Annotated in this window: 10 protein-coding genes; all 10 read left to right on the plus strand. The window is 64.8% G+C overall.

Annotated features, from left to right (window positions below; genetic code table 11):
* Positions 1 to 162 precede the first annotated feature (162 nt).
* The 10 genes from EFAMC1_RS00095 (at position 163) to rplW (ending at position 14,810) form a co-directional block, all read left to right on the plus strand.
* The gene (locus EFAMC1_RS00095) at positions 163 to 3,711 is read left to right on the plus strand and encodes a DNA-directed RNA polymerase subunit beta (protein WP_261981685.1); all 3,549 of its coding nucleotides are present in this window, start codon (positions 163 to 165) and stop codon (positions 3,709 to 3,711) included.
* Positions 3,712 to 3,717: 6 nt separating this feature from the next.
* Positions 3,718 to 8,154 carry a DNA-directed RNA polymerase subunit beta' gene (locus EFAMC1_RS00100; protein WP_154052314.1) on the plus strand — a complete coding sequence of 1,479 codons (4,437 nt, stop codon included), beginning with the start codon at positions 3,718 to 3,720 and terminating at the stop codon, positions 8,152 to 8,154.
* Between the two features lie 540 nt (positions 8,155 to 8,694).
* Positions 8,695 to 8,907: a helix-turn-helix domain-containing protein gene (locus EFAMC1_RS00105; protein ID WP_154052315.1), complete on the plus strand. Its 213-nt coding sequence runs from the start codon at positions 8,695 to 8,697 to the stop codon at positions 8,905 to 8,907.
* A gap of 253 nt (positions 8,908 to 9,160) precedes the next feature.
* Positions 9,161 to 9,529 (plus strand): 30S ribosomal protein S12, encoded by a 369-nt coding sequence (gene rpsL, locus EFAMC1_RS00110; RefSeq protein WP_154052316.1) that lies wholly within the window; start codon positions 9,161 to 9,163, stop codon positions 9,527 to 9,529.
* Between the two features lie 61 nt (positions 9,530 to 9,590).
* Positions 9,591 to 10,061, plus strand: a complete 471-nt coding sequence (gene rpsG, locus EFAMC1_RS00115) for a 30S ribosomal protein S7 (RefSeq protein WP_154052317.1) — start codon at positions 9,591 to 9,593, stop codon at positions 10,059 to 10,061.
* 31 nt (positions 10,062 to 10,092) lie between these two features.
* Entirely contained in the window at positions 10,093 to 12,189 is a 2,097-nt protein-coding gene (gene fusA, locus EFAMC1_RS00120; RefSeq protein ID WP_154052318.1) for an elongation factor G, read from the plus strand.
* Positions 12,190 to 12,258: 69 nt separating this feature from the next.
* Entirely contained in the window at positions 12,259 to 12,567 is a 309-nt protein-coding gene (rpsJ, locus tag EFAMC1_RS00125) for a 30S ribosomal protein S10 (protein ID WP_154052319.1), read from the plus strand.
* Positions 12,568 to 13,218: 651 nt separating this feature from the next.
* Entirely contained in the window at positions 13,219 to 13,839 is a 621-nt protein-coding gene (rplC, locus tag EFAMC1_RS00130) for a 50S ribosomal protein L3 (protein WP_154052320.1), read from the plus strand.
* A gap of 44 nt (positions 13,840 to 13,883) precedes the next feature.
* Positions 13,884 to 14,510: a 50S ribosomal protein L4 gene (gene rplD / locus EFAMC1_RS00135; RefSeq protein WP_154052321.1), complete on the plus strand. Its 627-nt coding sequence runs from the start codon at positions 13,884 to 13,886 to the stop codon at positions 14,508 to 14,510.
* The gene (gene rplW / locus EFAMC1_RS00140; RefSeq protein WP_154052322.1) at positions 14,511 to 14,810 is read left to right on the plus strand and encodes a 50S ribosomal protein L23; all 300 of its coding nucleotides are present in this window, start codon (positions 14,511 to 14,513) and stop codon (positions 14,808 to 14,810) included.
* Positions 14,811 to 14,933 lie beyond the last annotated feature (123 nt).

A 14,933-nucleotide genomic window follows, 5' to 3' on the forward strand; every position in this document is an offset into this window, starting at 1 on the left:
GTGCAAAACGAACCCGTCCCCAATCGCACAAATCCGTTGGCGCTGCATAATTGAACAAATTGAGAAAGTCAAGACTGTTCATTGACGCACAAGCATACCTTCGATACTCTACTAGATTGCGACAACTGCCGCCCTATGCCATGTTGAAGGAGGAATTGCCTGGTGCGTACCGCTAAGTCTACTACCACCTCCGCACAAAAGCCCAATCGCGTTAGCTTCTCCAAGATCCCGCCCGCGATGGAGCTCCCCAACCTCATCACCATCCAGAAGGAATCGTTCGAGCGTTTCATGACCGAGGGCCTTGCCGAGGCGTTTGCCGAGGCCTCGCCCATCGAGAACAACGCCGGCACCATGGAGATCACCTTCGGCGAGCACCAGTTTGGTGACCCTGCCCACTCCATGGCCGAGTGCCGTGCCAAGGACATCTCCTATCAGGCCCCGCTTCTGGTCGACGTTCGCTTCGTCAACAAGGAGACGGGCGAGATCAAGGAGCAGCTCGTCTTCATGGGCGACTTCCCGCTCATGACCGAACGCGGCACATTCATCATCAACGGCACCGAGCGCGTCGTGGTCTCGCAGCTCGTCCGCTCGCCTGGCGTGTACTTCGCCGCCGAGATGGACAACGGCGTGCAGATTCACCGCGTGCAGTTCATCCCCGCCCGCGGTGCCTGGCTCGAGTTCGAGGTCGACAAGCGTGGCCAGCTCGTCGTCTCCATCGACCGCAAGCGTCGCCAGAGCGCCACGCTGCTGCTCCGCGCCCTCGGCATCGCCGAGAGCGACGACGAGATCGTCTCCCTGCTCGGTGACTCCGACATCGTGCGCTCCACGCTCGAGCGTGACGTCGCCCAGACGCGCGAGGACGCCCTCATCGAGATCTACAAGCGTCAGCGCCCCGGCGAGCCGCCCACGGTCGACTCCGCCCGCAGCCTCCTCGACGGCCTGTACTTCAACGCCCAGCGCTACGACCTCGCCAAGGTGGGTCGCTACAAGATCAACAAGAAGCTTGGCCTCGACGTCGAAGACTCCGAGTCCGTGCTCACGGCCGAGGACATCGTCACGGCGCTGCGCTACCTGCTGGCCCTCCACGCCGGCGACCCCACCAAGAAGACCGACGACATCGACCACTTCGGCAACCGTCGCGTCCGCACGGTGGGCGAGCTCGTTGCCAACCAGTTCCGCATCGGCATGAGCCGCATGGAGCGCGTCGTGCGTGAGCGCATGGCCGCCCAGGACGTCGACGACATCACGCCGCAGAGCCTCATCAACATCCGTCCGATCGTGGCGGCCATCAAGGAGTTCTTCGGCTCCTCGCAGCTCTCGCAGTTCATGGACCAGTCCAACCCGCTTGCCGGCCTCACGCACAAGCGTCGCCTCTCGGCCCTCGGCCCGGGCGGCCTTGCCGGCCACAAGTCGGGCTCGAGCCGCCGCACCAACGTGCCGACGGCCGTCCGCGACGTCCACAACTCGCACTACAGCCGCATGTGCCCGATCGAGACGCCCGAGGGTCCCAACATCGGCCTCATCGGCTCGCTCGCGCTCTACGCGCACGTGAACAGTTACGGCTTCATCGAGGCCCCGTACCGCAGGGTCGTCGACGGCAAGGCCACCGACCAAATCGACTGGATGACCGCCGACGAGGAGGAGAACCACGTCATCGCGCCGGCCAACACGCCGATCGACCCCAAGGACGGCTCGTTCATCTCCGTCGACGAGAACGGCGAGATCACGCACCCCAAGCGCGTCGTCGCCCGCACCCGCGACTTCGACGGCTCCTTCGGCGCGCCGGCCGAGTGCCCCGTCTCGCAGGTCGACTACATGGACGTGTCGCCGCGCCAGCTGCTCTCAGTGGCCGCCACGCTCATTCCGTTCCTCGAGCATGACGACGCCAAGCGTACGCTCATGGGCGCCAACATGCAGCGCCAGGCCGTGCCCCTGATCCACGCCCACGCCCCGCTCGTGGGCACCGGCATGGAGGCCCGCGCCGCGCTCGACTCCGGCGACATCATCAGCGCCCAGCACGAGGGCACCGTTGCCGAGGTCGACGCCGCGCACGTCGTGGTCGACACCGCCAAGGGCCCTGAGCGCTACGAGCTGCCCAAGTACGAGCGCTCCAACCAGTCCACGTGCATCAACCACCGCCCGATCGTCCACTGCGGCGACCACGTGGTGGCCGGCCAGCCGCTCGCCGACGGCCCCTCGGTCGACCACTCCGAGCTCGCCCTCGGCACCAACCTCACCGTGGCCTACATGCCGTGGGAGGGCTACAACTACGAGGACGGCATCATCGTGTCCGAGCGCGTCGTGCGCGACGACCTGCTCACCTCGGTGAACATCTCCCGTCATGAGATCGACGCCCGCGACACCAAGCTCGGCCCCGAGGAGATCACCCGCGAGATCCCGAACCTGGGCGAGGACATGCTCGCCAACCTCGACGATGACGGCATCATCCGCATCGGTGCCGAGGTGGGCCCGGGCGACATCCTGGTCGGCAAGGTCACGCCCAAGGGCGAGACGGCGCTCACCTCCGAGGAGCGCCTGCTCCGCGCCATCTTCGGTGCCAAAGCCCACGACGTGCGCGACACCTCCCTCAAGATGCCGCACGGCGCCTACGGCCGCGTCGTCGACGTGGTGCGCTTCAGCCGCGAGGCCGGCGATGACCTCGCGCCCGGAGTCAACGAGCTCGTCCGCGTCTTCGTGGCCCAGCGCCGCAAGATCCAGCAGGGCGACAAGATCTCGGGCCGTCACGGCAACAAGGGCGTGGTCTGCCGCGTCCTGCCGATCGAGGACATGCCCTACATGGCCGACGGCACGCCCGTCGACGTCCTGCTCGACCCGCTGGGCGTCCCGAGCCGTATGAACGTGGGCCAGCTGCTCGAGTGCCACCTCGGCTGGGCTGCCGCCAACGGCTGGGACCGCAATGACGCCGACTCCAAGACCTACGTGCCCGGCCCCATGCCGGTCGCCACGCCGGTCTTCGACGGCGCCACCGCCGACGAGGTCGCCGAGGCCATCCGTCGCACCAACGTCAACCTCGTCAACCGCGCCCGCGAGCGCTTTGGCGACGACATGGACGAGCAGTTCGTGCCGCAGCTCAACAGCTTCGGTAAGACCACGCTCTACGACGGCCGCACCGGCGAGCCCTTCCGCGACAAGATCACCGTGGGCGTGAGCTACATCCTGAAGCTCGGCCACATGGTCGACGACAAGATCCACGCGCGCTCGACGGGCCCCTACAGCCTCGTCACGCAGCAGCCCCTCGGCGGCAAGGCCCAGTTCGGCGGCCAGCGCTTCGGCGAGATGGAGGTGTGGGCGCTCTACGCCTACGGCGCCTCCAACGTGCTGCAGGAGATCCTCACGGTCAAGTCCGACGACACCAACGGCCGCGTCAAGACCTACGAGTCGATTGTCAAGGGCGAGAACGTGCCCGACGCCGGCATCCCCGAGTCCTTCAAGGTGCTGGTCAAGGAGATTCGCTCGCTCGCGCTCGACATCGAGCCGATCTCCTACAAGAAGCGCGCCGCCAAGGCCGAGGAGCACGCCGAGCAGGCTCCGGAGAGCGCCGTCGACCTGTTCGCCGGTGCCGACTCCGCCGAGGACCTCATCGGCGCCCCCATCGACGACGCCGAGAAGGACGGCTTCGCCGCGTCCTCCGAGGACGCCCCGGCCGAGCAGCCCGTCGCCGCCGCCGACACCACGAACGATAAGGAGTAGCGAACCGTGGCAGATTTCGACACCACAGACTTCGACGCGATCAAGATCTCCCTCGCCTCCGCCGACGATATCCGCAGCTGGTCGCACGGTGAGGTGAAGAAGCCCGAGACGATTAACTACCGCACGCTCAAGCCGGAGAAGGACGGCCTGTTCTGCGAGAAGATCTTCGGTCCGGTCAAGGACTGGGAGTGCTCCTGCGGCAAGTACAAGGGCATCCGCTTCAAGGGCATCGTCTGCGAGCGCTGCGGCGTGGAGGTCACGAGCGCCAAGGTGCGTCGCGAGCGCATGGGCCACATCGAGCTGGCCGCGCCCGTGAGCCACATCTGGTACTTCAAGTCCCCTACGAGCTTCCCGCTCTCGCGCCTGCTCGACATGAAGTCCAAGGACCTCGAGAAGGTCCTCTACTTCGCGAGCTACGTCATCACGAGCGTCGACACCGAGGCCCGCGAGGCCGACGCCGCCGACCTCAAGGAGGAGCTGGCCGCCGACCTCGAGCAGCTCGACGCCGAGCGCGACGAGCAGATCGAGCGCATGCGCGCCGACCAGGCCGAGGGCGTCGTCGACGAGTTCGACGGCACCGAGGTCCTCTCCGACGACGAGCTGGCCGCCGCCATCGTCGACCTGCGCGAGGAGTACGAGGAGGAGAAGCAGCTCCGCTCTGAGGCCTACGAGAAGTTCATGCAGCTCGAGGCTCGCGAGCTCATCTCCGACGAGAGCCTCTTCCGCGAGATGAAGAAGTACTACTCCATCTACTTCAAGGGTGGCATGGGCGCCGAGGCCGTCCGCGACCTGCTGCGCGCCATCGACCTGGAGAAGACCGCCACGGAGCTCCGCGCGATCATCGCCGACGACAAGGGTCAGAAGCAGCGCCGCGAGAAGGCCGTCAAGCGACTGGAGGTCGTGGACGCCTTCCTCGAGGGCCACAACGACCCGGCCAACATGATCCTCGACGTGATCCCCGTGATTCCGCCCGACCTGCGCCCGATGGTGCAGCTCGACGGTGGCCGCTTCGCCGCGTCCGACCTCAACGACCTCTACCGTCGCGTGGTCAACCGCAACAATCGACTCAAGCGCCTGCTCGACCTTGACGCCCCGGCGATCATCGTCAACAACGAGAAGCGCATGCTGCAGGAGTCCGTGGACGCCCTGTTCGACAACGGCCGTCGCGGCCGTCCCGTCACGGGCCGTGGCGGACGCCCGCTCAAGTCGCTCGCCGAGGCCCTCAAGGGCAAGCAGGGCCGCTTCCGCCAGAACCTGCTCGGCAAGCGCGTCGACTATTCCGGCCGCTCGGTCATCGTCACGGACCCGCAGCTCAAGCTCCACCAGTGCGGCCTGCCCAAGACGATGGCGCTCGAGCTCTTCAAGCCGTTCGTGATGCGCCGCCTCGTCGAGCTCGGCAAGGTCGAGAACATCAAGGGCGCCAAGCGCGCCATCGACCGCAGCCTGCCGGCCGTGTGGGACGTGCTCGAGGAGGTCATCGACGACCGTCTCGTGCTGCTCAACCGCGCACCTACGCTGCACCGTCTGTCGATCCAGGCCTTCGAGCCGGTCCTTGTCGAGGGCAAGGCCATCCACCTGCACCCGCTCGTGTGCGCCCCCTTCAACGCCGACTTCGACGGCGACCAGATGTCGGTCCACGTGCCACTGTCCACGAAGGCCCAGACCGAGGCCCGCGTGCTCATGCTCTCGAGCAACAACCTGCGCTCGCCGGCCTCCGGCAAGGTGCTCACCGTGCCGTCTCAGGACATGGTCTTCGGCGTGTACTTCCTGACCACCGCCAAGGGGGGCCTCAAGGGCGAGGGCCACGTGTTCTCGAGCTTCGAGGACGCCATGGCCGCCTATGACGCCCGCGGCGTGGTCGACATCCAGGCCAAGGTGCTCGTGCGCGTGAGCGCCGCCGACGCCAACGCCGAGGAGGACGGCCGCAAGATCTTCCGCGTCTTCGAGGAGAGCGGCAAGACCGTCGACTACGACGTCACGGACAAGCCTGCGCGCTTCGAGACCACCACGGGTCGCATCATCTTCAACCGCCAGTGCCTGCCTGCCGACTTCCCCTTCATCAACTACAAGATGGTGAAGAAGGACATGGGCAAGCTCGTCAACGAGTGCACCGACCGCTACCCGCTGGCCAAGGTCGAGCCGATTCTGGACGCCATCAAGTACGCCGGTTTCCACTTCGCCACGCGCGCCGGCCTGACCGTGTCAGTGTGGGACGCCGTCATCCCCGACTGCAAGCCCAAGATGCTCGCCGAGGCCCAGGCCAACGTCAACGAGATCAACGAGTACTACGAGGACGGCTTCCTGTCCGAGACGGAGCGCCACATCGAGGTCGTCAACGCCTGGACCGACTGCACCGAGAAGCTCGGCAAGGCCATGCTCGAGGGCTTCTCCGACGACAACCCCATCTACATGATGGCCGACTCCGGTGCCCGAGGGTCCAAGACGCAGCTGCGTCAGCTCGCCGGTATGCGAGGCCTCATGGCCGACATGTCCGGCGACACTATCGACCTGCCCATCAAGGCCAACTTCCGTGAGGGCCTGCTGCCGCTCGAGTACTTCATCTCCACGTACGGCGCCCGCAAGGGCCTCGTCGACACCGCGTCGCACACGTCCGACTCCGGTTACCTCACCCGTCGTCTCGTCGACGTGGCGCAGGACGTCATCGTGCGCGAGGAGGACTGCGGCACCACCGAGGGTGTGTCCTACAACCTCATCAAGCCGGGCACCGGGGACCTCAACGTCGATCTCGTCGGCCGCTGCGCGCTCAACGACGTCGTGGCGCCCGAGACTGGCGAGGTGCTCATCCCCAAGGACGGCTACATCGAGAGCGCCGCTGACATCCAGCGCCTCGTCGACGCCGGCCTCAAGAAGGTCGAGCTCCGCGCGCTGCTGACCTGCCGCTCAAAGAACGGCGTGTGCCAGAAGTGCTACGGCTGGGACCTCTCGACCCGTCGTCCGGTCAACGTGGGCACCGCGGTGGGCATCATCGCCGCGCAGTCCATCGGCGAGCCGGGCACGCAGCTCACGATGCGCACGATTCACTCCGGCGGCGTCGCCGGCGCCGACGACATCACGCAGGGCCTGCCGACCGTCGGCCGCATGTTCGACGTCGTGGGCAACGTGAACGAGAAGATTCTCGGTCGCGAGGCCGACCTGGCCCCGCTTTCCGGTCGTCTCTCCATCACGCCCGAGCAGACCGAGTACCTCGTCCGCATCCTCGACGCCGACGACCCGACCCGTGTGCTCGACGAGAAGCGCATCCCCGCCAGCGCCCGCTTCATGCCGGGTATCGAGGACGGCTGCGAGGTCCGAGCCGGCGACCAGATCACGAAGGGCTTCGTGAACTTCCGCAACCTGCGCCGCCTCACGGACATCGAGTCCACGATGCACACGTTCGTCGAGAGCGTGAAGGACGTCTACACCTCCCAGGGCGTCGAGCTCAACGACAAGCACATCGAGGTCATCGCGCGCCAGATGCTGCGCCGCGTCCAGGTCACCAACCCCGGCGACTCCAAGTACCTCATGGGCCAGTACGTCGACCGCTACGAGTTCGCCGGCACGGTGAACGACATCAACCTCGCCGGCGGCACCCCGCCCGAGGCCGAGCCCGCCATCCTCGGTACGCTCAAGGTCGCGAGCTCCATCGACTCGTGGCTGTCGAGCGCGTCGTTCATCCGCACCGCTGGCGTCCTCACCGAGGCCGCCATCTCCGGCGAGGTGGACCATCTCATGGACCTCAAGTCCAACGTCATCGTGGGCAAGAAGATCCCGGCCGGCACCGGCCTTGCCGCCTACAACGACGTGGAGCTCACGTACCATGGTCAGAAGATCGACGGGCCCACGAGCCCGATGGCCAAGCAGCTCCCTGAGTGGGCGCCCGACGAGCTCAAGGAGGTCGAGGAGCAGCTTCCGCAGCAGCTCGACTGGGTGGGCGACGACTTCGGCTACCCCGGCGTGTACTCCAAGAACGGCCGCACGCTGTCGAGTGAGGACGCCAAGCTCTACCTGTTCGACGACCTTGGCGTGTCGCAGCGCTGGACCAACAAGTTCGGCGAGGTGGGCATCGAGACGGTGGGCGACCTCATCGGCAAGACCGAGGACGACCTGCTTCACATCGACGGTATCGGTGCCAAGGCCATCGAGGAGCTCCGCGAGGGTCTTGAGGCCCGTGGCCTGCTCTACATCCTCGAGCCCGACGACGACAAGGCCGATGACGAGGACCTCTCGCAGCTCCTCAACATGGTCTTCTCGCCCGATGCCGACTCCGACGTCATGCTGGGCTCCGCTGCCCCGTCTTCGCACCACTTTGACGACGAGCTCATCGGCGGCTCGCCCAAGGACGGCGACGAGAAGAAGTCCGGCGTCATCAACGAGGGGCTCGACTCTCTGGATGACCTGCTTTCCCAGGTCTCCAAGCACGACGGCTTCGACGAGGAGGACTAAGTCCTAGCCTCGTCACCGTACCATGCGTTCGCCAAAGGGCGGACACCCTCTGGGGTGCCCGCCCTTTTTTGGTCTAAATGCCCTGTTCACGCCGCCGCCATGCATGATTAGGCCTAATAAGAGGTCCAGGCACCCACCCTGGTTTCAATTCGGATGAACTTGCAGATAACAATCCCCGCCGCCTACGCCTCATTCCATTTGCCTGCGCTCATTCCTGTCAACGCAGTCCAGACAGCGACATGCGAGGCCTCCCACAAACCCATGAATTAGAAAGCGAGCAGGCGGGAGTGTGCACTTTGGGCGGATTTGAACGTCCACCCAACGAGCCACAAATGAACGGTGCGCTTTCGACGGATTTGTATATTCAAATCCGTCGAAAGCGCACCTACGTCAGCCAAGCCCGTCAGCAAGGCACGCATAGACGGCAGAACTGCACATCGAACCTGAATGAAGCGTGCCACTCACTTTATTTCATATATTATTGAACTAAAGAGAGTTGCAGTCGTCGGACCACGGCGCGGCCTGGAAGGGGGCTGAACCATGGCAGGTGACACCAGAATCTCATATCCCTACGAGGTGAAGCTCGCCGCAGTGCTCGCTCACATCGACGGAGGCATGACCTCGTCGGATGCCATGGCCAAGCACGGTGTCAAGAGCAAGAGCGCATTCTTCCGTTGGTGTGCTGCATATCGCGAGAGTGGCGAGGACGCCCTCAAGCCCCAGAAGCGTGGCCGTCCGCCCAAGTCGCGCTAACCAATATTGCGCGAGCATGTGCCTCGTCCCGAATACGAACACGTCTTGGGCCACGGAACGAACCGCCCCGTGGCCCAAAATCAATGCGCTAAAGATGCCAATTGTGGAGATGGATACGCCCGGCACCGTGGCGTTTTGACACCCACTTTGACCAAGCGTATTGTGTCTCCTTGCGCCAATTCAGGGCGACGACGTGCTGCGCCGCCTTCATTCGGCAGTAAGCACAGGATAGATAGGTACGAAGGAGAGAGCTTTGCCTACCATCAACCAGCTTGTCCGTCAGGGCCGCACTCAGATTCAGAGCAAGTCCAAGAACGCGGCGCTCAAGCACAACCCGCAGAAGCGCGGTGTGTGCACCCGTGTCTTCACCACCACGCCCAAGAAGCCGAACTCCGCCCTGCGCAAGGTCGCTCGTGTGCGTCTCGTGAACGGTATCGAGGTCACCGCTTACATCCCGGGCGAGGGTCACAACCTGCAGGAGCACTCCATCGTGCTCGTCCGCGGCGGCCGTGTCCGTGACCTCCCTGGCGTGCGCTACAAGATCATCCGCGGCGCCTACGACTGCGCGGCCGTCCAGGACCGCAAGCAGGCCCGCTCGCGCTACGGCGCCAAGCGCGGCTAAGCAGCCTCGTTCCTATTCGCATTCTTTCCGCCCGTCGGAACAGTTCTGAAGGAGTTCCACTATGCCGCGTCGTGCAGCAGCCGTCCGTCGTGAGATCACGCCTGACGCCGTCTACAACAACCGTCTCGTGACCCAGCTCATCAACAAGGTCCTCCTTGACGGCAAGAAGTCCATTGCCGAGCGCATCGTCTACGGTGCCTTTGACATGGTCAAGGAGAAGACCGAGCAGGATCCCCTGGCCGTCTTCAAGAAGGCCATGGACAACGTGCGCCCCACGCTCGAGTGCAAGCCCAAGCGCGTCGGTGGCGCCACCTACCAGGTGCCGATGGAGGTCAACTCCCGTCGTGCCACCACGCTTGCCATCCGCTGGATCGTCACCTTCTCCCGTGCCCGCAAGGAGAAGACTATGGCCGAGCGTCTCGCCAACGAGATCATCGACGCCTCCAACGGCGTGGGTGCTTCCGTGAAGAAGCGCGAGGACATGTACAAGATGGCTGAGGCCAACCGCGCCTTCTCGCACTATCGCTGGTAACCACAGAGATACGGAGGGGGAGTAAACACACATGGCAAAGAGCAAGTACACCCTAAGCCAGATGCGCAACATCGGCATCATGGCCCACATCGATGCCGGTAAGACCACTACCACCGAGCGAATCCTGTACTACACGGGCAAGACCCACAAGATCGGCGAGGTCCACGATGGCGCCGCCACGATGGACTGGATGGTTCAGGAGCAGGAGCGCGGCGTGACGATTCAGTCCGCGGCCACCACCTGCTTCTGGAAGGACCACGTCATCCAGATCATCGACACCCCGGGTCACGTGGACTTCACGGCCGAGGTCGAGCGCTCCCTGCGCGTCCTCGATGGTGCCGTCGCGGTGTTCGACGCCGTGGCCGGCGTCCAGCCGCAGTCCGAGACCGTGTGGCGTCAGGCCCACAACTACAACGTCCCGCGCATCGCCTTCATCAACAAGTACGACCGCGTCGGTTCCGACTTCCAGCACGCCATCGACACGATGAAGGAGCGCCTGCACGCCAACGCCGTCGCCGCTCAGATCCCGATGGGCGCCGAGGACCAGTTCTGGGGCCTCGTCGACCTGGTGACCATGACCGCCTGGGACTTCCAGGAGGACGACAAGGGCATGATCTACCCGCAGCCCATGGACGCCATCCCCGACGAGTTCACCGACCTCGCCAACGAGAAGCGCGAGGAGCTGCTCGACGCTGCCTCCAACTTCGACGACGAGCTCATGGAGATGATCCTGGACGAGCAGGAGATCCCCGTCGACAAGCTCAAGGCCGCCCTGCGCAAGGGCGTCATCGCCAACGAGCTCAACCTCGTCTTCGTGGGCTCCGCCTACAAGAACAAGGGCATCCAGGAGCTCCTCGACGCGGTCTGCGACTACCTGCCCAGCCCGCTTGACGTCCCCGACATCGAGGGCACCGACCCCAAGACCAAGGAGACGATTACCCGTAAGTCGGACAACAAGGACCCGTTCTCCGCGCTGGCGTTCAAGATCCAGACCGACCCGTTCGTCGGCAAGCTCACCTACTTCCGCGTGTACTCCGGTACCGCCGATGCCGGTAGCTACGTCTACAACGCCACCAAGCAGGACCGCGAGCGTCTCGGCCGCATCCTCGAGATGAACGCGCACGACCGCACCGACCGTGACTCCTGCTCCACGGGCGACATCGTCGCCGCCGTGGGCCTCAAGAAGGCCACCACGGGCGACACCCTCTGCGACGAGAACCACCAGATTATCCTCGAGTCCATCGAGTTCGCCGACCCGGTCATCGACGTCGCCGTCGAGCCCAAGACCAAGGCCGAGCAGGACAAGATGAGCGTGGGCCTGGCCAAGCTCGCCGAGGAGGACCCGACCTTCCAGGTGCACACCGACCAGGAGACCGGCCAGACGATTATCGCCGGCATGGGCGAGCTGCACCTCGAGATCATCGTCGACCGCCTCAAGCGCGAGTTCAACGTCGACTGCAACGTGGGTAAGCCGCAGGTCGCCTACCGCGAGACCGCCGGTCATGCCGTCAAGCACGCCGAGGGCAAGTTCGTGCGCCAGTCCGGTGGTCGCGGCCAGTACGGTCACGCCATCATCGACATGGAGCCGCAGGAGTCCGGCAAGGGCTACGAGTTCGTCAACGCCATCGTCGGCGGCGTCGTGCCCAAGGAGTACATCCCCTCGATCGACAAGGGCATCCAGGAGGCGCTCGAGAGCGGTGTCGTCGCCGGCTTCCCGGTCGTCGACATCAAGGTGACCTTGGTCGACGGTTCCTACCACGAGGTCGACTCCTCCGAGGCCGCCTTCAAGATCGCCGGCTCCATGGCGATCAAGGACGCCCTCAAGAAGTCCGACCCGGTCCTGCTCGAGCCGATCGAGGACGTCGAGGTCGAGACGCCGCAGCAGTACCTCGGCGACGTCATGGGCAACCTCAACTCCCGCCGTGGCCAGATCCAGGGCATGGAGGAGCGCAACGGCACCACGTCCATCAAGGCCAAGGTGCCCCTGGGCGAGATGTTCGGCTACGCCACAGACCTTCGCTCCCAGACGCAGGGTCGCGCGAGCTACACCATGCAGTTCAGCGACTACGAGCCGGTGCCCAAGTCCGTGGCCGACGAGATCGTCAGCAAGGCTGGCGGAAACGCCTAGGTTCGAAGCCCAACAGTAACGACCGGGCGCACGCCGTGCAGTGCGTACGCCCGCCGATGGAGGTTCCAAGTGTCTAACCAGAAGATTCGCATTCGCCTCAAGGGCTTTGATCACGAGGTCGTCGACCAGTCCTCGAAGCTCATCGTCGACACCGCCCAGAAGACGGGCGCCAAGGTGTCTGGCCCCATCCCCCTGCCCACCGAGCGCAACCTCTACACGGTCATCCGCTCGCCGCACAAGGACAAGGACTCCCGCGAGCAGTTCGAGATGCGCACGCACAAGCGCCTCATCGACATCCTCGAGCCGACGAGCTCCACGGTCGACTCCCTCATGCGCCTCGACCTTCCGGCCGGCGTCGACATCGAGATCAAGCTCTAAGCGAGCGTCGACTCACCAGCTCTCGCGATCGTTGAAGCGGGACCCACCAACAGGTGGGCCCCGCTTTTTTGTTCCGCATGAGGCGAGCTCGGCATCCTAGATGACGTCCTCCGCATAGGCGCTCTGCGAGCGCATCGTTTCCAATCGGATTCGACGGGAATCCGGCGGGCAAGCTCTCGCGCGTCCGACCGCTCATGTGGTGGCCGCCGTCGCCTTCCTGGCGTTCTTCGTGGCCTCGAGAGGTATTTCGCGACTCGTCAGCAGGGCACGCAGATAATTCGCACACAGCCGAGAAGGTTCCATTAAGGTGGGGCCTTCTCTTTGTCTTGCCCAAGAGCCGTGTTCCGTTTGTGTAAGGTGCCCATATCCCAACTCTGAAGACTCTGTGGAGCGCCGAACCAAGTCGTATACTTCAAAGGCTGTGCTTTTAGGGACATGCTGTGTCGACTCCGTACCCACGGTGTCGGGCGTATCCCTCGAACGGGCTCGAGACGGCGCGGCCAGCACGCTCGCCGTCCGCCGGCAACGCGAGGGTTTCGCAGCTCACAGCCAACGTCCTCACCCGCATGGCGTCACGGTAGGTTGTGGTCCTCTGGGCCGGGCGCAGAAGACGTCCGCATATCCCAAGACCACCGAAGGTAAGGAACGTGTATGGTCAGCACCATCCTCGGCCGCAAGATCGGGATGACCCAGGTGTTTGACGAGGACGACAACGTCGTGCCCGTCACGGTCATCCAGGCCGGCCCCTGCGTCGTGTCGCAGGTCAAGACCGCGGCCACTGACGGCTACGATGCCGTCCAGATCGGCTTCGGCGACATCAAGAAGTCCCGCCTCAACAAGCCCATGGCGGGTCACTTCGCCAAGGCGGGCGTCGAGCCCATGCGCTACCTCCGCGAGGTCCGCGTTGCCTCTGGCGAGGAGCACAAGGTGGGCGACGTCGTCTCCGTGGCCGACTTCTCCGAGGTCTCCAACGTCGACGTCACCGGTACCTCCAAGGGCAAGGGCTTCCAGGGCACCATCAAGCGCTGGAACTTCGCCTGCGGCCCCATCACGCACGGCTCCCGCAACCAGCGCAAGCCCGGTTCCATCGGCCAGTGCGCCTATCCCTCCCGCGTGCGCAAGGGCCTGCACATGCCCGGCCACATGGGTGCCGAGCGCGTGACGGTCAAGAACCTCAAGCTCGTCCGTGTCGACGCCGAGCAGAACCTCATGCTCGTCAAGGGTGCCGTCCCCGGCGGCAAGAACGGCCTCGTCTCGATCCGCATGGCCTAAGGGCCCCACGCAACCCAAACCTTTAGGCTACCAAGGAGAACATGATGTCCCAGATCGAAATCAAGAACGCGGAGGGCCAGGCGGCGGGCACCGTCGAGCTGTCCTCGAGCGTCTTCGGCATTGAGCCGAACATCCCCGTCATCCACCAGGTCGTGACCGTTCAGCTCGGCAACCTCCGTCAGGGCACCCACGACACCAAGGGTCGCTCCGAGGTCTCCGGCGGCGGTCGCAAGCCGTGGCGCCAGAAGGGCACCGGCCGTGCCCGCCAGGGTTCCATCCGCGCCACCCAGTGGGTCGGCGGCGGCGTGCCCTTCGGCCCCACCCCCCGCACCCACAACCGTCGCCTGAACAACAAGGAGGTCAAGCTCGCGATGCGTGGCGTGCTCTCCGGCAAGCTTCGCGACTCCGAGCTCGTCGTCGTCGACAACTACGGCTTCGACAAGCCCTCCACCAAGCAGGCCGTGGCGCTGCTCAAGGCTCTCGGCATCGAGGGCAAGCGCGTCACCGTCGTCGTGCCCGACGATGACATCTTCACCTACCTGTCCTTCCGCAACGTCGAGACGGTCCGCATCCTCGGCGTCGGCGAGGTCACCACGCATGCCCTCATCGACAACGCCGCGCTCCTGCTGTCCGCCGAGGTCGCCAAGAAGCTCGAGGAGGTGCTCGCTTAAATGAACTCCGCTTACGAAGTCATCATCCGCCCGATCGTCTCCGAGCGCTCGTTCGACCTCATGAACGAGAACAAGTACACCTTCGAGGTCGCCAAGAACGCGCCCAAGGAGGAGATCAGGGCTGCTATCCAGAAGCTCTTCGGCGTCCGTGTCCTCAAGGTCAACACCATCAACGTGAAGCCCAAGCGGAAGCGCGTCCGCTACCAGGTCGGCATGACCCGCTCCTGGAAGAAGGCCGTCGTGACCCTCGCCCCCGGCGACACGATCGAGGTCTTCGGCAAGCAGTCCGCCGAGGACTAAGGCACCATCGCCTCCGCATCCGTGCGGGGGCGTGTCCGCGCCGCGCCTAAGGATACGCGCGGCACCGTGGTAATCCGGCGTCATCTCGCCGAGGCCAGGCTGCGGACAGGGGCCGCGCTCACG

It is taken from the genome of Olsenella uli (assembly GCF_901212675.1).
GTDB lineage: Bacteria > Actinomycetota > Coriobacteriia > Coriobacteriales > Atopobiaceae > Parolsenella > Parolsenella uli_B.